At 69.6% G+C, this 23,588-nt stretch carries 21 protein-coding genes, 2 pseudogenes and 1 riboswitch; of the genes and pseudogenes, 14 read left to right on the forward strand and 9 right to left on the reverse strand.

Annotated features, from left to right (window positions below; genetic code table 11):
* Window positions 1-176 precede the first annotated feature (176 nt).
* Both OG538_RS01905 and OG538_RS01910 read left to right on the forward strand, forming a co-directional pair.
* A complete protein-coding gene (locus OG538_RS01905) occupies window positions 177-782 on the forward strand; it encodes a flavodoxin family protein (RefSeq protein WP_406089461.1) in 606 nt (201 codons plus the stop codon).
* A gap of 407 nt (window positions 783-1,189) precedes the next feature.
* A complete protein-coding gene (locus tag OG538_RS01910; protein ID WP_406089463.1) occupies window positions 1,190-2,017 on the forward strand; it encodes an MBL fold metallo-hydrolase in 828 nt (275 codons plus the stop codon).
* Between the two features lie 279 nt (window positions 2,018-2,296).
* Here OG538_RS01910 and OG538_RS01915 read toward each other — a convergent pair whose 3' ends face one another.
* Window positions 2,297-2,593 carry a winged helix-turn-helix transcriptional regulator gene (locus OG538_RS01915; RefSeq protein WP_406089465.1) on the reverse strand — a complete coding sequence of 99 codons (297 nt, stop codon included), beginning with the start codon at window positions 2,591-2,593 and terminating at the stop codon, window positions 2,297-2,299.
* Window positions 2,594-2,804: 211 nt separating this feature from the next.
* Here OG538_RS01915 and OG538_RS01920 point away from each other — a divergent pair, with 211 nt between their 5' ends.
* A complete protein-coding gene (locus tag OG538_RS01920) occupies window positions 2,805-3,116 on the forward strand; it encodes an EthD family reductase (RefSeq protein WP_406089467.1) in 312 nt (103 codons plus the stop codon).
* A gap of 109 nt (window positions 3,117-3,225) precedes the next feature.
* A complete protein-coding gene (locus tag OG538_RS01925) occupies window positions 3,226-4,113 on the forward strand; it encodes a PhzF family phenazine biosynthesis protein (protein ID WP_406089469.1) in 888 nt (295 codons plus the stop codon).
* A gap of 88 nt (window positions 4,114-4,201) precedes the next feature.
* Here OG538_RS01925 and OG538_RS01930 read toward each other — a convergent pair.
* Together OG538_RS01930 and OG538_RS01935 are read right to left on the reverse strand one after the other, a co-directional pair.
* Window positions 4,202-4,504, reverse strand: a pseudogene (locus tag OG538_RS01930) (recombinase family protein); the annotation flags it as partial.
* 93 nt (window positions 4,505-4,597) lie between these two features.
* Entirely contained in the window at window positions 4,598-5,482 is an 885-nt protein-coding gene (locus OG538_RS01935) for an alpha/beta fold hydrolase (RefSeq protein ID WP_406089471.1), read from the reverse strand.
* A gap of 107 nt (window positions 5,483-5,589) precedes the next feature.
* On the opposite strand from OG538_RS01935, the gene OG538_RS01940 reads away from it, so the two are divergent.
* The gene (locus OG538_RS01940) at window positions 5,590-5,997 is read left to right on the forward strand and encodes a winged helix-turn-helix transcriptional regulator (protein WP_406099952.1); all 408 of its coding nucleotides are present in this window, start codon (window positions 5,590-5,592) and stop codon (window positions 5,995-5,997) included.
* A gap of 358 nt (window positions 5,998-6,355) precedes the next feature.
* Here the strand turns inward: OG538_RS01940 and OG538_RS01945 are convergent, their stop codons facing one another.
* Entirely contained in the window at window positions 6,356-7,732 is a 1,377-nt protein-coding gene (locus OG538_RS01945) for a cellulase family glycosylhydrolase (RefSeq protein ID WP_406089473.1), read from the reverse strand.
* Between the two features lie 523 nt (window positions 7,733-8,255).
* Between OG538_RS01945 and OG538_RS01950 the strand changes: the two genes are divergently transcribed.
* The 4 genes from OG538_RS01950 to OG538_RS01965 all read left to right on the forward strand — a co-directional run bounded on the left by OG538_RS01950 (window position 8,256) and on the right by OG538_RS01965 (window position 14,889).
* A complete protein-coding gene (locus OG538_RS01950) occupies window positions 8,256-9,278 on the forward strand; it encodes a LacI family DNA-binding transcriptional regulator (RefSeq protein WP_406089475.1) in 1,023 nt (340 codons plus the stop codon).
* Window positions 9,279-10,133: 855 nt separating this feature from the next.
* Entirely contained in the window at window positions 10,134-11,222 is a 1,089-nt protein-coding gene (locus tag OG538_RS01955; protein WP_406089476.1) for a lytic polysaccharide monooxygenase, read from the forward strand.
* A 548-nt stretch (window positions 11,223-11,770) separates the two neighbouring features.
* Window positions 11,771-12,676: an aldo/keto reductase gene (locus OG538_RS01960; protein ID WP_406089478.1), complete on the forward strand. Its 906-nt coding sequence runs from the start codon at window positions 11,771-11,773 to the stop codon at window positions 12,674-12,676.
* 1,136 nt (window positions 12,677-13,812) lie between these two features.
* The gene (locus OG538_RS01965; RefSeq protein ID WP_406089480.1) at window positions 13,813-14,889 is read left to right on the forward strand and encodes a hypothetical protein; all 1,077 of its coding nucleotides are present in this window, start codon (window positions 13,813-13,815) and stop codon (window positions 14,887-14,889) included.
* 6 nt (window positions 14,890-14,895) lie between these two features.
* On the opposite strand, the pseudogene OG538_RS01970 reads toward OG538_RS01965, so the two are convergent.
* A pseudogene (locus OG538_RS01970) lies at window positions 14,896-15,328 on the reverse strand (transposase family protein); the annotation flags it as partial.
* A gap of 156 nt (window positions 15,329-15,484) precedes the next feature.
* Here OG538_RS01970 and OG538_RS01975 point away from each other — a divergent pair.
* Together OG538_RS01975 and OG538_RS01980 are read left to right on the forward strand one after the other, a co-directional pair.
* The gene (locus tag OG538_RS01975) at window positions 15,485-15,922 is read left to right on the forward strand and encodes a VOC family protein (RefSeq protein ID WP_406089481.1); all 438 of its coding nucleotides are present in this window, start codon (window positions 15,485-15,487) and stop codon (window positions 15,920-15,922) included.
* A 294-nt stretch (window positions 15,923-16,216) separates the two neighbouring features.
* Window positions 16,217-16,801, forward strand: a complete 585-nt coding sequence (locus OG538_RS01980) for a hypothetical protein (protein ID WP_406089483.1) — start codon at window positions 16,217-16,219, stop codon at window positions 16,799-16,801.
* Window positions 16,802-17,012: 211 nt separating this feature from the next.
* On the opposite strand, the gene OG538_RS01985 is transcribed toward OG538_RS01980, so the two are convergent.
* Together OG538_RS01985 and OG538_RS01990 are read right to left on the reverse strand one after the other, a co-directional pair.
* On the reverse strand, window positions 17,013-18,974 hold the full coding sequence (locus OG538_RS01985; RefSeq protein WP_406089485.1) for a sigma factor-like helix-turn-helix DNA-binding protein: 1,962 nt from the start codon (window positions 18,972-18,974) through the stop codon (window positions 17,013-17,015).
* Between the two features lie 355 nt (window positions 18,975-19,329).
* Window positions 19,330-20,295, reverse strand: a complete 966-nt coding sequence (locus OG538_RS01990; RefSeq protein WP_406089487.1) for a pirin family protein — start codon at window positions 20,293-20,295, stop codon at window positions 19,330-19,332.
* Window positions 20,296-20,437: 142 nt separating this feature from the next.
* Between OG538_RS01990 and OG538_RS01995 the strand changes: the two genes are divergently transcribed.
* Together OG538_RS01995 and OG538_RS02000 are read left to right on the forward strand one after the other, a co-directional pair.
* Complete coding sequence (locus OG538_RS01995; protein ID WP_406089489.1) at window positions 20,438-20,794, forward strand: tetratricopeptide repeat protein; 357 nt, start codon at window positions 20,438-20,440, stop codon at window positions 20,792-20,794.
* 238 nt (window positions 20,795-21,032) lie between these two features.
* Window positions 21,033-21,542 (forward strand): GNAT family N-acetyltransferase, encoded by a 510-nt coding sequence (locus OG538_RS02000; RefSeq protein ID WP_406089491.1) that lies wholly within the window; start codon window positions 21,033-21,035, stop codon window positions 21,540-21,542.
* A gap of 144 nt (window positions 21,543-21,686) precedes the next feature.
* On the opposite strand, the gene OG538_RS02005 is transcribed toward OG538_RS02000, so the two are convergent.
* Both OG538_RS02005 and OG538_RS02010 read right to left on the reverse strand, forming a co-directional pair.
* Entirely contained in the window at window positions 21,687-22,460 is a 774-nt protein-coding gene (locus OG538_RS02005; protein WP_406089492.1) for a CbtA family protein, read from the reverse strand.
* Window positions 22,461-22,489: 29 nt separating this feature from the next.
* A complete protein-coding gene (locus tag OG538_RS02010; RefSeq protein WP_406089494.1) occupies window positions 22,490-22,705 on the reverse strand; it encodes a CbtB-domain containing protein in 216 nt (71 codons plus the stop codon).
* Between the two features lie 45 nt (window positions 22,706-22,750).
* Window positions 22,751-22,844, reverse strand: a riboswitch (adenosylcobalamin (AdoCbl) riboswitch).
* A gap of 124 nt (window positions 22,845-22,968) precedes the next feature.
* Between OG538_RS02010 and OG538_RS02015 the strand changes: the two genes are divergently transcribed.
* Window positions 22,969-23,559: a histidine phosphatase family protein gene (locus tag OG538_RS02015; protein ID WP_406089496.1), complete on the forward strand. Its 591-nt coding sequence runs from the start codon at window positions 22,969-22,971 to the stop codon at window positions 23,557-23,559.
* The last annotated feature ends 29 nt before the right edge of the window (window positions 23,560-23,588 follow it).

A 23,588-nucleotide genomic window follows, 5' to 3' on the forward strand; every position in this document is an offset into this window, starting at 1 on the left:
CGGGGGATGCTCAGCCTGCCGGGCACCGCACCGGGTATACGGCACCACGTGAAGGGCGGCCAGGCTCTGCTCGGCCACTTCGGCGGACGGCGTGCGACGCGTCGCACGCCCCACCCGCCCCTCACGTTCAGGCGGGGCGACCGTCCCGTGTGCGGCATCCGAAGGAGTTCATCGACATGGCACGTGCTCTTGCTCTCGTCTGCACCTTGTCTCCGTCCCCGAAGCGTTCCAGCAGCCACTTGCTGGCGGACCAGATCATGGCTGAACTCGCCGGCCTCGGCGTGCAGGGCGAGACCGTGCGCGTGGTCGACCATGACGTACGGCCGGGGGTCGCGCAGGACATGGGCGAGGGAGACGCATGGCCCGAGCTGCGCCGGAAGGTGCTGGCCGCGGACATCGTGCTGGTGTCCACTCCCATCTGGCTGGGCCATCCCTCCAGCGTGTGCCAGCGCGTGCTGGAGCGTCTGAACGCCGACATCTCCGAAACCGATGACGAGGGCAGGCAGCTGACCTACGGCAAGGTGGGGCTCGCCGCCGTGGTCGGCAACGAGGACGGTGCGCACAAGGTCAGCGCCGATCTCTTCCAGGGCCTCAACGACCTGGGGTTCACCCTGGCGCCCGGAGCTGTGTCCTACTGGGTCGGCGAGGCGCAGCACGGTACCGACTACCAGGACCTGGACGGGACCCCCGAGGCGGTCGCCGCCACGACGCACACCCTGGCCGTCAACGCGGCGCACCTCGCCAGGGCTCTCGCCGAGAACCCCTACCCGTCCGTGTCGTAGCCGGGGGTCTCTCCGATGCCCTGCCCCACCATCGCCCACAGTGCCGCAAGGTGTCCATGAGGGGCGGCCCGCCCCATACGCGCTGCCGGGTTCGCGGACGGCCTTGGGCTGCCTGGCAGCCGAGAGGCACCGTTCCCGCCGAGGTGAACCGGTCAGGAGAGGAACGGGAGGACGACGGCATGCGGCGGCCATCGAGCGGGCCACCACCGAGGGCGGATACTGACGTCCTGCCATCCGGCGGCGTTGACCGGCCACTTGAACGAGGAGGGCGAGGCATGAACACCGGCACTGATCGCCACAGGCCGCGCGTGGCCGACGTGCTGCGGGGCTTGCGGGCGCCCAGCCTCGCCCCGTGGACACACCTGTACGAGCCCCCGGCTCCGCCTCTGCCAGGAGCTGCACGCGCCGTGTTCCTCGGGGTGTCCACGCTGCTGCTCGACGACGGTGAGACCGCGATCCTCACCGACGGATTCTTCAGCCGACCCGGCCTCCTGCGCGTGCGGTTCGGCCGTCTGCGACCGGATCGCGCCCGCATCGCCGCCGGCCTGCAGGGGGCCGGTATCGACCACCTCGACGCCGTGTTCGTCGTCCACTCGCACTACGACCACGCCCTGGACTCCCCCGTGGTCGCCGCCGCGACGGGCGCCCGGCTCATCGGCTCCGCGTCCACCCGCAACATCGCCCGCGGTCAGGGGTTTGCCGAGGACCGATTCCAACCGGCCGTCACCGGTGAGCCGTGCACGTTCGGACGTTTCACGCTCACCGCTCTGCCCGCCCGGCACAGCCCCGGCGACATCGCCCCCGGCCGGATCGACCGGCCCCTGCGGCCTCCGGCCCGTGTCACGGACTACCGGACCGGAGAGTGCTACACCCTCCACGTCCGGCACGGCGAGCGCCAACTCCTCGTCCACGCCAGCGCGCACAGCCTCCCCGGCGCCCTCGACGGCCACGTCGCCGACACCGTGTACCTGGGGATCGGCGCGCTCGGCAAGCAGGACGAGACGTTCCGGAACGAGTACTGGCACCGGCTGGTCACGGATACCGGCGCCCGCCGCGTCGTCCCCATCCACTGGGACGACTTCTTCCGCTCCCTCGACCGTCCCCTGAGACCGTTCCGCGCCTTTCTCGACGACTTCACGGCCACCATGGACTTCCTGACCCGAAAGGCCGAATCCGACGATGTCGCCCTGGCCCTGCCCATGCTGCGCCGCCGGGCCGATCCCTGGCCGTTCTGACTCGGACGAAGGTCATGAGGCCGTCGCCCGAGTGCTTCGTGCCGTGTGCAGACCCACCGCACACGTTCCGCCGAAGAGCGGACCCGCAGATCTGATCCATATCGGCCCGGGCGCTTTCGGTAGTGGACGGCTTCGGCGCGGGTTCGCAGGGTTCGCAGGGCAGTTTGAGCAGATCGAAATGGCTTCCGCGCACCACGGCGACTCTTCACGGGCCGCGTGAGCCCGTTTCCCGAGTCGGCGTCCGTCAGACCATCCGCTTCACCTGGTCGGGCGTGGTCTTCACGTCTCCGTGGGCTCCTGATCGTTGTGTTCTTGCTCCTGCGCCCAGGTGATCGCCCATTCGTCGAGCGGACGGAGGGCATGACCGAGTGCTGTCCCCAGCCGAGTGAGCTCGTAGCCATCGGCCGAGGGGGCGATGATCCCGCTCGATGTGAGCTCGCGAAGCCGCTGATAGAGGACGCTGGATGACAGCCCTTCGCACCGCGCCAGCAGCGCGCGGGCGCCGAGCGGGCCCCCACGCAGCTCCCAGAGAATGCGCAGCGCCCACCTACGGCCGAACAGGTCCATCGCGGCCATGAGAGGACGGCCGGTTGTCGATCCACGAACCGGTGTTCCTGGGCGCGGTGTCGGCATGATCCTCCTTGCGTTTCGTTATTCGAAACGCTAGCATCCACCCGGCGTTTCTGATTTCGAAACGAACCCGACACGCGGGAACGCGAGATCGATATGCATGAGTTGGTGGTGCTGCGTTCCAAGCCCGCCGGCCCTGATCCGGACGGAGGACGTCGTGCACAAGTTGGTGGTCCTGTATTCCGAGCCCGCCGATCCTGAGCACTTCCGCGACTACTACGTAACCAACCACCTTCCGTTGGTCATGAGTTGGCCGGGCCTGCTTGCGTGGCGCTACAGCTTCGACGTGACGGCGACCATGGGAGAGGCGTCGTATTTCGCGGTCTTCGAAGGCGACTTCGCCGACGCCGCGGCCATGACCGCGGCGCGGGCGTCGCCGCATGGCCGGCGGGTGGCGGCCGATGTCGCCAACTACGCCACCGGCGGTGCGGTCGTCATCCACTATCCGGTGCAGGACGGCACCGGTTGAGGCAGGCCGGTACGCCCCGGGACGCGTTCGGTCGGCCGTTGCGGCCACGTCCGGCCATGAGCGGACGCCGTCCGCGGTGGCCGTTTCGTTGAGCGTCGAAGGTGAGCCCATGTCCTGGCCGGGTGTCACAGTGGTTGATGCGTGCGTGCGGCGCGACGGCCGGGGCGGTAGCCCCACGGCCGTCGCCGACGACGATCCGGCGGCAACAAACGCGGACCGGCGTGCGGTCGCTGCCGCGGCCGGCACCTCGCACGCGGCGTTTCTCGGCCCGGGGCGGACGCCGGACGGTGGCCGGCCGGTCCGGTTCTTCACCGCCACCGCCGAACTGTCCGGCTGCGGCCACGGCACCGTCGCCGCGCAGGCCGTCCGGTTGGCCCGCACCGCGCTGGGCGAGCTGAACGACCGCCAACACACCGGCGGGCGCACGTTCGACACCGTCGCGATCCGCCGCCCCGCCGGCATCGAGGTGTGGTTCGACCAGGGCCTCGTCGCGCTGCGTCACCCCGCCCCGGACGAGCGTGCCGCGGTCGTCGCCGCGCTCGGGCTCACCGCGGACGATCCGCATCCGACCGACGCGCCACGCATCGCCGCACCCGGCGCACCCGGCGCACCCGGCGCACCACGCATGCTGGTACCGGTCCGCGACCGGTCGGCGCTGCTCCGAGTCTGCCCACACCCCGGCAGGCTGACGGCGGCGTGCCTGCGGTACGGGCTCCTCGGCTGCTTCGTGTACGTACCGCCGGTGGGCGACCGGCCGGGTGCGGCGCGGATGTTCGCGCCGGCGATCGGTGTCCACGAGGACGTCGCCAACGCCAACAGCACCGGCTGCCTGGCCGCCCACCTGCTCGACACGACCGGGGCGCAGGCGGTCGCGATCGAGGTGGAGCAGGGCGACGCCCTCGGTCGACCGGCCGGCGTGCTTGCGTCGGCCCGACGCGGGCCGACGGGCATCACGACCCGGGTCGGCGGGTTAGCGGTGGTCCGCGACGGACACTGAGGCAACGACTGGACCGTCCTCTTCTGCGATCCGCGCATGGGGCCGGAGCTGTCCGCTGCGGTCAGGCGTCGGCCCCGGTGGGCGGCCATCAGCGGGACGCGGGGCCGAGGGCTCGGCTGAGCGTCCATCGGGAGACGCGCCGCTTGGCGGCGACGGCGGCTCGGGTTTGTCCGGCGCCGAGCAGGATGCGGGCGTCGGCGATCCGTTCGGAGGTCAGGGCGCGAGGACGGTCGCCGACGCGGCCCCGGGCGCGGGCAGCGTCGAGGCCTTCGCGGGCGCCTTTGACGATCTGCTGACGTTGGAGGCCGGCGATGGCGGCGAACACGGTGAAGATCAGTTCGCCGCACATGTCGTCGCTGGTGTCGACCACGTTGCCGTCGAGGGTGCGGAAGTACCGCTGCCGATCCGCACGGGGGCGAGAACGATCGTTACTGCCCCTGCTCTACGCCTCCGCTTTCCCCGAATCGTCGGCCTCACCCGCGCGCTACCCCCTGTCGGCATCGACTCCACCTTCCCCGAGCGTGCCGCCCGTGCCCCCATCCGCAAGGAACGGCCGCAGCAGCGAGAGCAGGGCGCGTGGCCGGTGCAGCGGGATGATGTGCCCGCAGTCCTCGATGACGTGTCCGGTCAGATCGTCGGTGAACGGGCGTAGTTGGCGTTCCAGCGCCGCACCGACAGGCTGGGCTCCCAGCGCCATCGTCGGCACTGTCAGGCGGGCGGTGCCGACCGCCTGCTCGATCTGTGCCGCGCTCTGGGGCAGGGCCCGATAGTACGAGAACGCGCAGCGCAACGCCTGGCGGCCGGTGTATGCGCGGACGAAGGCGTCCCGCACGGCGGGGAGCACCCCGTCGCCGAGTGTGCCGGTGCGCAGAAACCAGTCGACGTAAGCGGCCTCGTGGCCCTCCAGCACGGTCTCGGCGAGGTCGGGCGCGGCGGCGTGGAAGCCGAACCACCACGGTGGCCCGTCGGCCAGGAAGTCCTCGGCGCCGGGCAGCCTGCCCAGCAGGGACTCCATCACGACCAGGCGCCGGACGAGACGAGGACGGCGCAGGGCGAGGAGGAAGGCCGGCGCCGTGCCCGCGTCGATGGCCACCACCGCGGCCGAGGCCACGCCCAGTTCGAGAAGAAGCGCGGCCGCATCCTCGGCCAGGGTGGCCGCGTCGTACCCGGACGCGGCCCGGCTGCTTGCTCCGAACCCGCGCAGGTCCGGTGCGATGACGCGATGGCGGACGGCCAGATCGGCCATGACGTCCGTCCACAGCTCCCAGGTATGCGGGAAGCCATGGAGCAGCAGGACCGCCGGACCCGATCCGGCCAGGGCGACGTTCAGTTCGACACCGTTGACGGCAATGCGCCGCAGCTCGGGCATGGAAGGGCTCCCTTGGTGGTGAACAATGGTGACAACGTCACGTTAGGGAACTAGCCTGATCCGCCCAAGACAGCACTTTTCCTTCAGGTGGTGAGCCCCGGGTGACCATGTCGCTTCCCGGCGGACGTGACCAGCGGCCCGGTGAACGCGGTGACCTGCTGGATCCGCTCTGCCCGACCCGCCAACTGCTCGACCGCATCGGCACCAAATGGACGTCGATGGCAGTCAAAGTGCTGGCCGGGGCGGCTCCGGGCGAGGTCCGCTTCGCGGAGCTGCGACGCCGTATCCCGGGCATCTCGCAGAAGATGCTGTCCACCACACTGCAGAGCCTGGTGAGCGACGGTCTGGCCGCGCGCCGCGTGGAGCCCACCGTGCCGCCGGCCGTCCACTACCGGCTCACCGAGCTCGGCCTGTCCCTCGAAACCCCCCTCTCCGCCCTGCGGGCCTGGGCGGAGTCACACATGCCGGAGATCGACCGCAACAACCGGCTCGCTGACGAGTCGTCCCCACGATGAGGGGCCATCGTCGAATGTGACGGCCGCGGCGGCTCGTTGACGGCAGCGACAGGGACCGTCGCCGGGTACGGCGCCGACGTGTCGCGGACTGTCTGGGCGTAACTGCGGCCGCGCCCATGCGGTCCTCCCGCAGTCGAGGTCGCCCGCTGTCCGGCGCGAGCGGTGAGGCTGGTGCGCTCCCCCGCACGCCGCTGCCGAGAGCCGGGGTGCCGACGCCGGCGAGATCGGGCGCCGCGGAGCCCACTCGGACGCGCACGAGTCGGACCCACGCGGCCCTCGGTGATCAGCCTCGCAAGACGAGGCACGGGACCCTCCCCTGTCGGACGGGGCTCCGGCAAGGCCGGAGCCCCGTCACAGGTCAGCTGGTGGGGAAGTTGTCGGAGGTGCTGATCCGGCTCTTGAGCAGCGTCCCCGATTCGGTCAGCACGCCACTGCTGCTGTAGTCGCTGCCGTCGCAGGTGCCTGGATTGAGCGCCGCGCTGCTCTCGGGAGCGTCTGAGTAGGTCCAGTTCGCGTAGCCGATCTTCAGCTGATCGAGCAGGTCCAGCCAGGTCGTCGTGCTCGCCCGGTCCAACGCGCCCCCGCCGGTGGCACTCACCGTACCGAACTCAGTGACGAAGAGCGGCAGTTGAGAGGAGGCACGGCTCAGCGCGGCGCGATAGGAGTCCTTGTGGCTCGCGGCGTAGAAGTGGAACGTGTACATGATGTTCGAGGCATTGACGGGATTGTTGATGACCTCGCTCTCACTGGAGCCGTCCGAAACTCCCAGTGAGGACCAGCCGCGGGTGCCGACGATGACGACAGCGTCCGGGTCGGCGGCCCTGATCACGGGAATGACCTGCTCGGCATAGCTCTTGATCGCCGCCCAGCTCACTCCGTTGGGCTCGTTGGCGATCTCGTAGATCACGTTCTTCTTGTCGGCATTGCGGGCCGCGACGGACGCGAAGAACGTCTTCGCGCGCGCAAGGTTGTAGTTCGGGTCGCCCGGCGTCAGCGTGTGGAAGTCGATCATCGCGTACATGCCACGCGCTTCGGCCATGTCGACGAGGCTGTTCACGCGGCTGGTGAATCCTGCCGGGTCGGTCTCGTAGCCGTCCTCCTGCACGTACATGGCGACGCGCAGCAGGTCCGCCTTCCAGTCCTTCGCCAGCGCGTCCATGGACGCTGCGTTGTAGCACTGACTGAACCACTGGATGCCGTGCGTGCTCATCCCCCGAAGCTGTACGGGGCGGTTGTACTGATTGCACAGGTGCACGCCGCAGACGTGGACCTGGCCGTTGATGCCCACGGGGGTGCCGTCGCCCGGGTTGGGCGTCGTCGGGGTCTCATCGACGGATCCCGTACAGGCGACGCCGTTGAGCGTGAACGCCGTCGGCTTCGGGTTGGCGCCCGTGAAGGACCCCACCAATCCCACGTCGACCGCCGCACCGGTGTTCAGCGTGCGGTTCCAGTCGATTCCGCTGGCGGTGACCGTGGAACCGGACTGCGACCAGGTGGCGTTCCACCCCTGGACGAGCTTCTGCCCCGCGTCCGGCATGGCGATGGCGAGCGTCCAACCGGATATGGGTGCGCCCAGATTGGTGATCTTCACACCGGCCTGGAAGCCGCCCTGCCACTGGCTGGTGACCGTGTAGTCGACCTTGCATCCGGTGGCAGCAACTGCCTGGGGGCTGAACAGGGCCGTCAGGCCCAGGATCGTCGCGCAGGTCGCCAGTAGAGCCAAAAGGCGTTTCAAAGCAGTCCTCCTCGTACGAAGTGGAAACGACGCAATGGGAGCGCTCCCGAAGAGGGTCAGCCGTGGAACCGCCTGTCCGCCGACAGGTGGAGAAACAGCCTCGCCCCGGGTCGGGTCGACCACTCATCGTCGTGAGGTCTTCCCACGGTCCCGGACACTCCATGACGTTGGGCCCGAGAGGACGCAACGCGATTGGGAGCGCTCCCAATTTCGGGGGGCGCCAGACGCGCCGTCAAGCTGTTGGACAGGATTCGATGCCGTTGTTGCGTTCATGGCGAAAACGCCATCACGTGATGGCCGGCCGAACAGCCGATGACGTGGATGAGTCACATCCCGCCTACGCGGCCCACGACTTGACCCGGAAAAGCTCAGCCGCGGCCGCACCGGTGATCACGTCACCAGCGGCGCTTCACCGCGAGCACCCGTCGCTCCCCTCATCGATGCGCGGGGCTCGCCCTTCTTCGACATCTTCCAGGCCGAGCACCCGTACGGCCGTAAGATCGGACCTCTTGGGGGTGGGAGCATGCTGAAGCGAAGTTCCAGCACACCGACGCTGGAGGAAGTGGCCGCGCTTGCCGGCGTGGGGCGAGGCACGGTCTCCCGAGTGATCAACAACGCGTCGGGCGTCAAGGCGTCCACACGCCGTGCCGTGCAGCGCGCCATCGACGAGCTGGACTACGTTCCCAACCTGGCCGCACGCTCGCTCGCCGGGCGGCGCGCGGACGCCGTCGCGCTGGTGATGACGAAGACGGACTGGCGGCTCTTCGGGGAGCCGTTCTTCTCGGAAGTCGTGCGGGCGGTCGGGGATGCCCTGACCGAGGTGGACGTGCAACTGCTGCTTACGCTCGTCCGCACGGACGCCGAGCGGCAGCGCCTCGTGAAGTACGTGCGCGGCGGCCGGATCGACGGCGCTCTGCTCATGTCCCTGCGGGCCGAGGACCGGTTGCCCGACATGCTCGCCGACGCCGGACTGCCCACGGTGCTGCTCGGCAGGCGCTCCGACGAGGAGCGGGTGACGTACGTGGACGCGGACAACGTCGGCGGCGCGCGGGCCGCGGTCGCCCATCTGGCGCGCGGCGGACGCAGGGCCATCGCCGCGATCACGGGACCGTCCGAGATGTACGCCGCCCAGTGCAGACTGCGCGGCTACAGGGAAGCCCTGAGCGATGCCGGGCTCGACAACGTGCCGTCCCTGGTCGTACAGGGGGACTACACCGAGGCCAGTGGGCGGCGGGCGATGGCCGGGCTCATCAAGCGGCACCCGGAGGTCGACGGAGTCTTCGCCGCGTCGGACAGCATGGCCGCGGGGGCGCTGGCCGCCCTGCACACGGCGGGGCGCCGGGTACCGGAGGACGTGGCGGTGATCGGCTTCGACGACTTCGAGCTGGCCGAACAGACCGAGCCGCCGCTGACGACCGTCCGCCAGCCGATGGAGGAGATCGGCCGGACGATGGTGCGGCTGCTGTTGGAGGAGATGGACCAGCCGCAGGTGGCCTGGCGCCATGTGATCCTGCGGACGCAGTTGGTGGTGCGCGAGTCGACCTGAGGCGTCTTCACACGCCTCGGCAACCGCTGTACCGACCAGCCGGCTTCCGGCGGGGGCCGAGCGGCGCCGCCAGGACGCGGCAGGGATCCGGGCCTGCCGGGCGCAGTCCCCGGAATACGCCGGGGGCCGCGGGAGCGCTCCCGCACCAACGGCGCGACTTCTGGTCGCTGTTGTCTACTTCACCGCCTCTGACCTGTCCCTTCTGAATCCGTGCGACGCATTCCGTACCGATGGCTTGTCAGGGACACGCTGACACTTCTACAGTCCTTTACTGAGCAGTGCATGGGAGCGCTCCCACCAGGTCGGCGTGCACGCCCGGTTCACTGATCGCCCATCCGGTCGTCCCTCCCGGAGAGGTCCCGCATGCGAGCGTCACCGCACGGCCCGAACTACCGCCCGCAGTCTGCGCAGCGGCAGTACGGCGCTCACGCTACAGACGGGTTCGGCCCTCGTTCAACGCCTGACGGTTGCCCCGCCCCTCAGCCCCCGGCCTCGGATCAGGCGCACCGGAACGTGCGTCGGCCCTTCGCTCCCACGCACCGGCATCCGCGCGTGGACCCTGCGGCCGGGGCTCGACCCCGACGGCATTGGCATGGCCCGGTCCGATCCACAGACGACCCGGCGCCGGGGCCTCTCGTTCGGATCATGCCGGACTCGCGAGGTCCGACCTGATCCGAACGAGAGGCCCCGGTCAAGCCCGCCGGACTCGACCTGCCCCCCCTTGCCAGATCCGTCTCGTCCACCCGGCTCGCCGTGCCCGCCCTTGACGCGTCCGATGACTGCGGTCGCACCACTGCCACGACTCACACCCCCACCCAACCGAAAGATAATCCCCACACAGGCACAGGAGACACCATGACTCGACGCAGGAAAAAACTCGCCTCCCTGGTGACGGTGCTGGCGACTCTGCTCGCCGGAATCGCCTTGACGTTACTGGGCCAGGGCAACGCCCAGGCGCACGGCGTGACGATGACGCCGGGATCGCGTACCTACCTCTGCTGGCTGGACGCCAAGACCAGCACCGGCGCCCTGGACCCGACCAACCCGGCGTGCAAGGCCGCGCTCAACGAGAGCGGCGCGACAGCGCTGTACAACTGGTTCGCCGTGCTCGACTCCAACGCGGGTGGGCGAGGGCAGGGTTACGTCCCGGACGGGAAGCTGTGCAGCGCCGGCGACCGGTCGCCGTACAACTTCACCGGATACAACGCCGCGCGCTCCGACTGGCCCCGGACACACCTGACGTCCGGGAACACGATCCAGATCAAGCACAGCAACTGGGCCGCGCACCCGGGCTCCTTCCGGGTGTACCTGTCCAAGCCCGGCTACTCACCCAGCACCGAACTGGGCTGGGACGACCTGGAGTTGATCGACACCGTCACCAACCCTTCGCAGACGGGCTCGCCGGGCACGGACGGCGGTCACTACTACTGGGACACGGCCCTGCCCTCGGGGCGCTCGGGTGACGCGGTGATGTTCATCCAGTGGGTGCGCTCGGACAGCCAGGAGAACTTCTTCTCCTGCTCCGACATCGTCTTCGACGGCGGCAACGGTGAGGTGACCGGCATCCGCGGCTCGGGCAGCACTCCGACCCCGGACCCGACCCCCACACCGGACCCGACTCCGACCGATCCGCACACCGGGTGCATGGCTGTCTACAGCGTCACCAGTTCCTGGGGCGGCGGCTTCCAGGGTTCCGTCGAGGTCATGAACCACGGCACGGCGGCGCTCGACGGCTGGGCCGTGAAGTGGACGCCCGGCGCGGGCGCCAAGATCAGCAGCGTGTGGAACGGCGCGCTGACCACTGGGTCCGATGGCGCGCTGACAGTCAGGAACGTCGACTACAACCGGACCATCCCGCCTGACGGCAGCGTCACCTTCGGGTTCACCGCGACATCGACCGGCAACGACTTCCCGGTCGGCTCGATCGGCTGCGTCAACCCGTAGCAGACGACGCATGCGGTGCCGGTTCCCACACGGTGCGGGAACCGGCACCGTCACGCGTCAAGGCCCGGACCCCGCAGGCCAGAAGACCGGCCGCGGGCCCCGCCCGAGAACCGCTGCCGGTGGCAGCTCGTCATTCGGGAGCCGCCTCATCCACAGTTCTCCCTGCTCGCCGAGCGCGTCGATGCCAGACATCAGCCCGGCCATGGCCGGGCATGGCGCAGGATCCGGCGTCCGGCGTCCGGCGTCCGGCGTCCGGCGTCCGGCGTCCGGCGTCCGGCAACAGGTTGGAGCACCCACCCGCCTGCCCGGGCAGCACGCCGCAGCGCCCGGTCCGACCAGATCCCATCAGACCTGCTAACATACTGATCATCACGCGAGCCTTCCCATCCGGATTCCGATCCGCCGGGGAGGCTTTTTTTATGCCCGGGGCCGCCTGCCCCGGCGCTGGTGGGCCCGCCCACTTCGAGGCGCTCTCCCGCCCGGCGGGCCTGGATGTGCCGCGCCCACCCATCAGTCTGCCGTTCCCCACCGCAGGAGGAGACCCAGCCATGAACCCACAGCCCAACGCGGCAGCCCCAGAAACCTGGCAACTCGGTGACCTGACCGTCAATCGAGTCGGGTTCGGCGCGATGCGCCTGACGGGTACCTCGCCCTTCGACAGCGGCGTGCCACGTGACCGCGAGACCTCGATCGGCGTGCTCCGGCGCGCGGTCGAGCTCGGTGTGAATCACATCGACACCGCCGCGTTCTACTTCTCCGCGACACGCTCCGCCAACGAGCTGATCAACCGGGCGCTGGCGCCCTACCCGGAGGATCTCGTCATCACCACCAAGGTCTGGCCCGGGCGTGATTCCTCGGGCGCGTGGTGGTGGGCAACGCCGAAGCAGTTGCGCGGCCAGGTCGAGGAGAACCTTCGTCAACTCGGCCGCGATCACCTGGACGTGGTCAACCTACGCGTGCCGCCCAAGAACCGGAGCGGCTCGATCGGCGAGCACTTCGGCGTGTTGGCCGAGCTGCGCGAAGCCGGGCTGATCCGCCACCTCGGAATCTCCAACGCCACCTCCGACCACCTGGCCGAGGCCCGGGCCATCGCCCCGGTCGTCTGCGTGCAGAACCCTTACGGGATCGGCGCGTCGAGCGAGGACGGAGCACTCCTACGGCGCTGCGGTGAACTCGGCCTCGCCTTCGTCCCGTTCTTCGCGATCGCCGGTCGCGGGCGGGAGGCGGGCCCGGCGGCCGGTGACAGTGAGGCGGTGACGGCGGTCGCCCGCACGCACGGTGTGTCCGCCGCACAGGTCCGGTTGGCCTGGACCCTTCAGCAAGGGCCACACGTACTCGCGATCCCCGGGACGGGCGATCTGGACCACCTCGCCCAGAACGTGGCGGCAGGCGCGCTACGGCTCTCCGAGGATGAGATGCTGCGCCTCTCGTCTCCGAGTCCGGTCCGTGCATGAAGCCCCATCGTCATCCGTCCATGGGCGACCGGCCCGCATCTCAGAGCGTCCGCCGCTCGCCTGCCGACGGACCCTTCTGAGTCAGCCGGGTGAAAGGGCGTCGAGTCGCTCGTTCGCACCGCCGAGGACAACGACTCAGGGCACGCGTGCGACAGGTGTGGGCGGCGGGTAGCGGTGACGATGTCTGGACGGGGTCCGCACCTGCACGTTCCGCCGGGCTGGGCGACCACGGCCGCAGGCCGCAGGCCGCAGGCCGCAGGCCGCAGGCCGCAGGCCGCAGGCCGCAGGCCGCAGGCCGCAGGCCGCAGGCCGCAGGCCGCAGGCCGCAGGCCGCAGGCCGCAGGCCGCAGGCCGCAGGCCGCAGGCCGCAGGCCGCAGGCCGCAGGCCGCAGGCCGCAGGCCGCAGGCCGCAGGCCGCAGGCCGCAGGCCGCAGGCCGCAGGCCGCAGGCCGCAGGCCGCAGGCCGCAGGCCGCAGGCCGCAGGCCGCAGGCCGCAGGCCGCAGGCCGCAGGCCGCAGGCCGCAGGCCGCAGGCCGCAGGCCGCAGGCCGCAGGCCGCAGGAGAAGGGGACCTGCACGACCTCCTGCTGGTCAGCAGCCTGATCGTCACCTATGCGCCCCACCTCACCATATGCGTGGTCGACCGCTTCTCCGGTGGCGGTCCCGGCCGCGTGCGGGCCCTCCTGCCCGCGGCCGGAGCACAGTTCGCCGGCCGCGGGCCCGCCCCCGGGCCATGACCAACCGCTCCACGGACAAGACCGCCGGCTTGCTGGAGCAGGAGCTCCCCACGTGTTCACCGCACCCGGCTCGATGTCACCGCCCCCAGCGCCTTACGCCAACTGGGGGGGCGAAGCGTTCGCTGTCGGCCGTGTCGACGTCGTCGTCTCCATCGCCGGATACGCGCTGCTCGGTCCCACCGAGAACTCACCGCGGCGGGTCAACCATACGAAGGGCTCACCACATCCCGCAGGAAAGCGTAGGGAGTCCTTTCCGGAGTGGCCACTGATCGAGTGATGGCTGCGCCGGAACATGCTGGTTGTCACGTAGGCGGGCTTGCTGTCGCAGTGGCCGGGGCTGCGTGCGCCGGCCGGTTGAGGCGGCCAGGGGTTGTCAGTGGCTGGTGACAGGATCATCGGCATGGTTTTCGTACGCACTACTCCGCCACGGCGCGTGGACGTGGCCGCGGTCTTTCCTGAGCTGGCGCCGTTGGCGCGTGCTGCGATTCGGCTGCACCCTCGTCCCGGGTTGCCTTCCGTCGAGGAGAGCTCGGTCGGGGGGCCGTTGCTGTGGCCGGCTGAGGAGCCGTGGCCGCACTGTGAAGCCTCGCACCTGCACGTGGACAGCGGGTTCCGCCGGTCGCCGGCCGACGTGCGGCTCAAGAGACGCATGCAGGCCCGGTGGCACCGTGATCACAATGGCCGTGGGACAACACCCGAGGAGGCGGCGGTCAAGGAGCGGAACGCTGCGATGCTCGCGGAGCGATTCACCGTGGGCCCTCCTCCCGCGGACTGCCCTGTCCCCATGGTGCCCGTGGCCCAGCTGTATCTGCGTGACATCCCCCTGTTGCGGCCGCCCGGACAGGCCGATCTGCTCCAGGTTCTGTGGTGCCCCTACGACCACGATCCGCATCACAAGCCGTCAACCACACTGTTCTGGCGGTCCGCCGCCGAGGTCGTCGACATCCTCGCCACACCGCCCGAACCGTACGAGGTGAACGATGACGGCTATCTGCCGGAGCCGTGCGTGCTCGCACTGGAAGCGATCACCGAGTACCCCAACAGCCTCGATCTGAGCCCGCAGATGCAGTTGATGGTGGAGGACTGGGGCAGATGGCAGGCGGCCGACGTCGACGTGGACGGCTCCGAGCACGCGGACTGTCCGCGGGACTTCTACGATGTCCATCTGGCTGACGCGCCCGGCTGGAAGGTCGGCGGCTGGCCTCCGTGGGGCCGCACCGACCCCAATCCCCGGTACTGCACCGTCTGTGATGTGCAGATGGTCCCGCTGCTGACCATCGCCTCCTACGAATGGGACGGCGGTGAGGGACACAGCTGGGCACCTTACGAAGACCGGGCCGCCGCCAATGCCGCCGGGCGTTGCTGTGGCCAGAGCCCCTCACAGCCGACCAAGGTCGAAGTCGGCAGCACCGACAACATGCAGATCTACGTCTGCCCGGCCTCCCCCGAGCATCCGCACACCGACCTGATCCAGTGAGCGTTCTCAGTGTTGCTTCTCCAGGGTGAGGACAGTTTGGTGATGCCGCTCATGCGGTTGGGGCTGATGCGGGATCGGTGGAAGATCTGCCAGGACTTCAGCCGTGCCATGCGTCGTTCGACGGGTGCCCGGGCCTCGGACAGGGCCCGGTTCTGGGCTCGCTCGGTGAGGGTGAGTTCACCGCCTGGCGGGCGGCGCTCGGCGGTGGTGACCCGGTCGCCCGCACCGATGCAGGCCCTGTCGGCAAGGACCGGGACCCCCTGGCGTGCGCAGATCCGGAGGATCTTGTGGTGCAGGCGCCCGTCAGATCGTGGGTCCGGCCCGGCAGCGTTGGCGACAGCCACAGAATCTGCCCGGCCGGGTCCGTGACGACCTGCACGTTCACCCCGTGCCGTTTGTGTTTCGAAGAGTAGTCGGCACTGCCGTCGCCGACGCGGTCGCTGATCTCGCTGCTCTGGGCGGTGCTGCCGACACCGGCGTTCTCAGGGTGGCGGACAGACCGCGCAGACGTCCGTCCACGGCAGGCTCGGCGCTGGTATTCGGCCCCGTTCTCGCCTGAAGCGCCCGATCCGCCCGGCTCGGTAGCATGCGACACATGGCCATCAAACTTGAGAACGTCGGCATTGCCGTTCGCGACCTCGAAGCAACGATCTCCTTCTTCACCGACCTCGGCCTGACGGTCGTCGGCCGTGACACTGTCAGTGGTGAGTGGACCGACACCGCCGTCGGTCTTGATGGTAATCACGCCAACATTGCCATGCTTCAGACGCCGGACGGTCACGGTCGCCTCGAACTATTCGAGTACATCCACCCCGAAGCGATCGAGTCCGATCCCACTCTTCCCAACGAGATCGGCATGCATCGGGTCGCCTTCTCCGTCGACGACATCGACAAAGCCCTTGAGACAGCCGCAAAGCACGGATGCCATCCGCTTCGCGGTGTGGCTACCTACGAGGACGTCTACAAGCTCACCTACGTCCGCGGTCCCAGCGGCATCCTGGTGATGCTCGCCGAGGAACTGAAAAAGAACTGACGGCCGATCGGGTCACGTACTGACCTCGTGGCGGTGGGAGACGAGCCATGCCTGACAGCGCTCATGCCGCGTGGGCCAACCTCGGCGACGAGTTCAGTGATCACTTGGGGGGGGCCGACACGTAGTGCCGCGCAGGCGTCGGCAGGTGGACGCAGTACGGGACGGGAGGAGGTGGGGGGCGTTGACCGCTACTGAAGAGGCCGCGCCGAGCCACCTCGGTGAGGTGGTCGTGGACGACTTCAGCAGGCGGTTCGGCGTCGGACCGCGCAATGCCGCACTTGAGGCAGGGCCCCCGTGACCGGGATCGAGCAGGAGACGAATCGGATCTCGGACGGCCTGTCAGTCATGCACGCCCTTGCACGCGTTCTCGGCCGTAGGTATTCCGAAAAGACACCGCAGTGGTCAGAGCTCGGTTTCCCGGTGATCGACCGGGGCACATATGCGATCTTCCCGCTCGCGGTGGCCCGCACGCAGGAGGACGCCGATTCCGGAAGGGCCGAGCGCCTGTCCGACATAAGACGCGGCCTGCAGCGCAGTTGCGTCCACTTCTTCGGAGGCGACGACTTCCATGCGGAGATGGAGCTCGATGCCGAGGACGGGTACGGCCGGAAGCTCGCCGACTCCGGAGCCCTCATCACCGGGCCGCCCTGGGAATGCTTGTGGAGTATCCAGCGCTTTGCCGTGGTTCTCGTGCACTCGGTGGATGAGCGAAGCGCATGGGAAACCCTGGCCCTCCACATCATCCCGATGGACTGGGTCCGATACCGCCCGCTCAACTCGGGAACGAAACGCGAAGCATCACGCTACCGACGGATCATCCGAGAACGGGACGCCGCCGACGTGGTCTGGTCGTGGCCGCTCTCGGCTGCGGACACGTGAGAACTCCGGACCGCGAGTTCTCCGGCTCCTCGTCCGATGTTCGGCGTCGGCAACACCCGGCCGGGGTGAATCGAAGACTCGACCGCCACGACCGGGTCCGCCACAGCGCCGACGTACTGACGCCGTGGCGTGAAGTGAGCGCCCCACATGCGACGTCCCCTTTTCCGCGAGCAAGCACCGGCAGCGGTCCGGGCCGGACCGGATTGAGCCCTTAATCGGCTTCCCACCGGGTGATGAGGTGCTTCTTCCAGCCCTTGGGCGGAGGCCAGGGGACGCCCCAGACGGCGAGCTGCTCCCGGGTCCAGCCGCCGGCAGGAGTACGGGCAAGCTCGATGTCCTCCGGGGAGGGGGCGATGCATGGGGCGACGGGTGCGGGACCGGACGCGCCAGGAAGACGGTGGGGTGCGGGCACGACCGGGTCCTTCGCAGTGCTGGGACCGTTGGACGGCAGGGCCGGGCGGAGCCGGTAGGGGCGGCTGTGCCATGTCCAGCCGTGCTTGAGGATCAAGGAACACAGGCCCAACGTGTCCAGGGGCAGCGAATCGGCCGCAGCTACGACCTGCGGCCAGGTGAGCTCTCCCTGCGCATCGAGGGCGGCAGCCAGCGCCGACTCCAGGCGTGAGTCGACCGTGCGGTGTTCGAGCAGTCGGCGGGTGCGGTAGCCATCCGTGGCCACGAGTCCCCAGCCCCGGGGCCGGCAGAACTCCTCGGTGGCCCGATACTTGGCGACGTTGACGGCCATCGCCATTTCGTAGACCGGTTTGACCTCGATGAGGATGCAACGGCCGTCCACCGTCGCAGCCAGGAGATCCGGGTAGTAGGTGCGCTGCTGCCCCGCGAACTCGTAGCTGATGGCCAGGGGTTGTTCCTGGTAGTAGGCGATCTGCGGCGCGAAGCTCAGCAGTTGGATCACCCTCAGCTCTGCATCTGACTCGTACGACACATCGCGGTCCGACTTCGGGCAATGCCACACCCCGAAGCGTCCCCGGTCGGCGCTCTCCTCCTCGCGAAGGGTTTCCAACTCAGCTCGGGGCGGGGCCGGTTCGGGCTCGCCGAACCAGGTGACCTCGTCGGTCAGCGCCTTCCAGCGTCGGCCGGCACGTTCGACACGTCGCTCCCGTGTCGCGTCACGACGAGCCGACTCGTGCCGCAGGATGCGTATCGTCGACGCCTCTGCAGCCAGGTTGTCCGCACGGACCTTGTTCGCGCCGGCCAACCGTGCCAGAAGGGGTATGGCCTGCCGGGGCGTGACCGAGGGCAGCAGCACGTCTGCCAGGTCGAGTAACCGTTCCGCCGCCGATGGCCCGGTCTCCGGGGGCACCCGTTGCACACAGCTCAGGTCGGCCAGAACCTCTCGGAGCTTTCGCGAAGCCGGCGCGTCGGTATGCGCCAGGCGGCGGATCGCCCTCGTCTGCAGTTGCCGGACCCGCTCGCGCGACACGCCGCAGGTCTCCGCGACCTGCTCCAGGGTATGGGCGGGTTGATCGTCAAGTCCCAGGCGGCGGGAGAGGACGTCCCGGTCCCGCTCCGCGGGCATCTCACCCACAGCTGTGGTGAGCAGCTCTCTCAGGACAAGCACCGTGTCGGCATCGCGCTCGGCGATCAGTGCCCAGTCGGCTGTCAGACCCACGGCGCCCGGGCACACACACTCAAGCAGCCAGTGATCCAGCAGCAGCACCTGTCCGTGGTGCCACAACCTCCGGGCCGCAGTGCGCCGTACAGCCTCGGGTCTGGCCGCCAAGGCGTGAGTTGTTCGTCGGGCAAGGAAGACCTCACGGCGCTCGGAGCGCAGGACATGGCCGGTCACGTGCTCCCAGTCCGCCAGCACCTCGGCCGCCGAACTCGCCTCAGCGGCCCCCAGGGGCTCGGTGGACGCGTACCCCCTGTGGCGCTCACGCCGTTCGCTGAGACGCCGCTCGGCAGCCACCTCCCGCCATGCGTAGCCAGGATCCGCGGCCAGCCGAGACCTCAGCCAGTCCAGTGGATCATCGACGGCCGAACCGGACTGTGACACGAACCGGTCCAGACGCGCATGGACACCGCCCGTCGTACGGCCGTGCCGCTCAGCGAGCTCGGCCAGAGCAAGCCCTTCGCGCACACCTTCGACGAGCTCAACGTCCTCCTCGTCGCTCCAGGCACGGCCACGCCGTGCCCCGGCCGTCTGATCTGGCACGCTTTCTCCCCCTCGGCTCCGGCCGTTGTGGGGCAGTATGACTGCTGCCGACAGCACGCCGCTACAGAATCGGAGCTGCTCCGAGCCGACTGTTTGGGGGACTCGTCCACGTTCGCACTTCGAGGCCAGGACTACCTTCCAGACTCCTGGGGCGGTCTTCGATTCCGGCGATGGCGCAGCTGACCCGCTGCACTGGGCGCTGCTTCCCGGATTCCCTGACCGGCCAAGGGTGGTGGGGTCAGGCCGGCTTCATCGTGGGACCTGACGAACGCGGAGTGGGATCGGCTGGAGTCATTCTTTCCTCCTGGTGGTGCGTGGAGGTCGGAGCAGCGATCGCCCGTGCTGAGCCCGCAGTTCAGCGCACTCGCCCCCGGGGCTTCAAGGGCACAGGGGGCAACGCCGGAGCCGGGAGCGGCGCACCGTCGTAGCCGCGCACCGCGCCGAACCGATCACCGTTCATCCAGTCCTCCCGCGCCTGGGTGATGTCGTCCTGGGTTCTGCCCACGAAGTTCCACCACATGACGATCTCCTCCTCGAAGGGCTCACCGCCCAGGAGCATCAGACCCGCGTCGGACTCCGCGCGCAGCGGAAGCTCGGTGCGTCCGCAGCCGAGGTAGAGCATGGAGCCCGGCAGCACCGGGACGCCGTCGACCTCCGCCTCGCCGGACATCGACAGCACGGCGTACTCGAAGTCGGGGTCCAGCGGGAGGCGTGCGTCGGCCCCACGGCTCAGGGCGAGATCGGCGCCGACGATCGGGGTGTACGCGGTGCCGGGCGAGGTGGCGCCGTCGAGGGTCCCGAGGATCACGGTGGCCGAGAGGCCCGGAGCGGTGACGGTCGGCAGGTCCGTGTGGTGCTGGAAGTGGGGTTCGACGGCGCGGTGGGCATCGGGGAGGGCGACCCAGAGCTGGGCCCCGTGCAGAAGCGAGGCGTGCGGCCTGGGGCTCTCCTCGGAGTGACTGATGGCGCGGCCGGAGGTCATCAGACCGAGCTCGCGCGGGCGGATCGTCTCCAGGCTGCCCAGGCTGTCGCGGTGCAGGACCTCGCCCTCGTGCAGCCAGCTGACCGTCTGCAGGCCCATGTGAGGGTGGGGCGGCACCTGCATGCCGGGCTCGTCGGCGATGTCGTCGGGGCCGTAGTGGTCGACGAAGGCCCAGGCCCCGACCATGCGGCGGCCCAGATTGGGCAGCAGTCTGCGGACCTCGGTGGACTCGCCGAGGCGGACATGGCGCGGGGTGAGGAGTTCACGTACGGGTTCGGCGACGACGAAACCCCGTCCTCCGCAGACGGAGAGTGTGGCCTGGCGATCGAGATTACTCATGGCGGTCAACCTATTCCCGTGCGGCTCCGGGCGGGCTGCACCCACGCCCAATAATTAGTGGAATGTTAAACGACATGTGGGTGTTGTGGCGGATGGAAACGTACGGGAGCGGCCCGGCGGCACCCTCGACCGAGGAGATCAGATGAGCGACACCTACTACGAGTTCGGTACCGCCGCCGAGCGCTGGGATCGCGCTCAGTTCTTCTTCGATTCGAAGGAGTACACGACTGCGGCCCGGATTCTGGGCGGACTGGTCGAGCAGGTGCCGGAGCAGGTCGCGCCGCGCTTGCTGCTGGCACGGGCCTACTACCACTCGGCGCGGCTCGTCCGGGCCGAGACGGAGCTGCGCGCGGTGCTGGAACTGGACCCGGTCGAGCACTACGCGCGACTGATGCTCGGCCGCACGCTGGAGCGTCAGGGTCGACAGGCCGAGGCGGACACCCACCTGCGGATGGCGGCCGCCCTGTCCGGGGACTTCACCTCGGCAGCCGATGCGTGACCCCAGGGCCCGGGAACTTCGCCTCGGCAGGCGATGCGTGACCGCCCTCCCCGGGGGCCTGGCCCCGGCAGCCGAGCCCTGACCGCACGGTCCGGGTACCTCACCACGCCGGCCCATGCCTGCCCCCACTGGCCGGAGACCTCACCCAGGCAGGGTGGCTCCCGGCCGCCCGCACGCGCCGGGCCGCACCTGGAAAATCCAGGTGCGGCCCGGCCGCATCGCGTGATACCCACAGCCCATGACCGACCTCGTCACACCACGTCTGCTCCTGTACCCCCTGACCGCCGCCCACGCCGAGCAGGTGGTCGCGGGCCGGCCTGCCGGCGGTGCGCGCTGGGCTCCGGGCTATCCCTCGCCGGGCGAGATGAGGGCGGCCAAACGCTTCCTGGAAACGTGCGCCGATTCAGGCGATCCCCATCCCTACGGTCCGTACGCGATACAGCGCCGCGAGGACGGCACGGTGATCGGCGGAGTGGGGTTTCACGGGGCACCCGACGACCGGAGGCACGTCACGATCGGCTACGGGCTCGTGGAGTCGGCACGGGGAAGGGGTTACGCCTCCGAGGCGCTTCGCGCGCTGTTGCGGTTCACCCGCGACCAGGGCATCGCCTGCGTCCACGGGGACACCGATCTCGACAACACCGCCTCCCAGCACGTCATGACCGCGGTAGGGATGCGCCTCGTGAAGGAGGACGCACAGCTGAAGCACTACCGGATCGACTGGGACGGGCCCGCCACCCAGGAGTGAGAAGCGAGGCGGCTTCCGCACGCAGCAGAGCCCACCGGGTTCCCCGGCGGGCTCTGTGCGTGCCGTCGTCGCGACGTACACGGTCCTGCCGCAGACGTCACGCCGTTCCGGGCCGGCCTGCCTGGCCCGTGGTGGCTCCCGGCCTCAGCCCACGATGGTGGCCGGCCGGTTCGCCGTGACCTCCCCGGCCGTGACCGCATCCCGTCTCGGCACCAGCAGCCGCTCGGTGAGGTACCCGAAGACCAGCCCGAAGGCCGTCCAGAGCGTGATCTGCACCGCGAGCGTGGCCAGCCTGAACTCCCAGAGCAGAGAAGCCGGGAAGTCCTTTCCGACCTCGTTGAACGAGGGCAGGAAGGCGTAGGCGAGGCCGACCACCAGGACATAGCCGGCGGCCGCGGCGATGGTGGCGTTCCAGTTGCCCAGGCGCGGGGCCAGCCGCCTGCCGAGAAGGACGGCGGCGACGGCCAGCAGGACACTGAGAGCGACCATCAGGAAGAACAACGCGGTGCGGCGGCCGATGGTGTCGGGGTCGCCGACCGCGGGCGGATTCGCCGGATACTTCAGGAACGGCACGATGTACACGGTCAGCAGGGCCGCTCCCGCGATCAGCGCAGCCGTCGCCCGGGGTCCGAAGCGGCCCATCCGGCCGAGGGCGTAACAGAAGACGAGCGCGGCGATGCCGCCTACGGCGACGCCGAAGACCAGTACACCGGTGGCGAGGCCGCCGGTGGCCTGCATGCTGCGGCTGACGAGTTCCGCGCCACCGCCGTGGTCGTGGGTATGTGACTCTTCGAGGGCGATGGCCGCGTCGACACGGGACTCGCCGAGGAAGTAGGCCACCACGAGTGCGATCGCACCCGCGACGAGGCCGGCCAGCATGCCGCGGACCAGCAGAGCTCTGACAGATATGGAGTTCATGAGGAATTCCCCTGGATCAGCCGGATGGATCAGTGGCAGGGGAAACCGAGGAGGTGACGGCCGTCGTGGACCCACTCGTGCACGCCTTCGCCCGAGATGAGCGCGGTAGCGCCCTGCTCGGCGCCGACGAAGTAGAGCAGGACCAGCATGAGGACGCCGAAGAAGACCGCCCACGGGGCAATGGCCTTCAGTGAGATGGGGGTGATGGCGGGTGTGACGGCGGCGGGGGCAGCAGTCTGTGCCATGGCAGAACCTCCTGGGGGAACACGCGTCCCGATCGTGGTGCCTGAGACGAAGGTGCTGGGTCTGACTTCCCGCACAGGTACGGGTTCACAGTGGCGCGACCGTGCCGGATTCTCACCGGACTTCCGTCACACCCTCGTCATGTCGTCGCGACCATACCGCCTGGACGTGACGGCCGCCATGGTGCCCACGGGCGGGCCGTTGGCCCTCGGATGCCATGGTGTGCTTGGCCGAGGGGCCACAGTTCAGGAAGGTCGTAGCGGTGATGACGGTACGGGTGATGTTGATCTCACCGGCGATGAACGCCGCGCTGCGCGAGGCCCGGTTCGCCGGTGACGCGCCCCTCGACGACGCCGGACTCCGGCCGGCCCGCGCTGCCGCTGCCGCCGGATCGGTCCCGGCAGCGGACCGGTGGCTGCGGGGACCGTCCCGACGCTGCGCGGGCACCGCGACGGCGCTGGGGCTGCGAGCCGAGCACGAACACGAGCTACGGGACTGGGAGATGGGCCGTTGGTCCGGCGCACGACTGTCCGAGGTCGGCGCGGACGAGCCGGACGGAGTGGCGGCCTGGCTGGCGGATCCGGCCGCCGCACCGCACGGTGGTGAATCCCTGCTGGGCCTGTGCGCCCGAGCGGCCTCATGGCTCGACTCGCTCCCCGGCAACGATGCCCGTCGGGTCCTGGCGGTGACCGAGCCCGCCGTGATCCGGGCCGCCGTCGTCCATGCGCTGGCCCTCCCGGCCCAGGCGTTCTGGCGGCTGGACGTGGCTCCGCTCACGGTGACGGAGCTCAGCGGCAGATCGGGGCGGTGGAACCTGCGCTGCGGCCGGCCGCTCGCACCCGAGGAAGAGGGCTGATGACGGCGGCAGGACAGCCCTCCCACATG

The organism is Streptomyces sp. NBC_01013 (genome assembly GCF_045162765.1).
Taxonomy (GTDB): domain Bacteria; phylum Actinomycetota; class Actinomycetes; order Streptomycetales; family Streptomycetaceae; genus Streptomyces.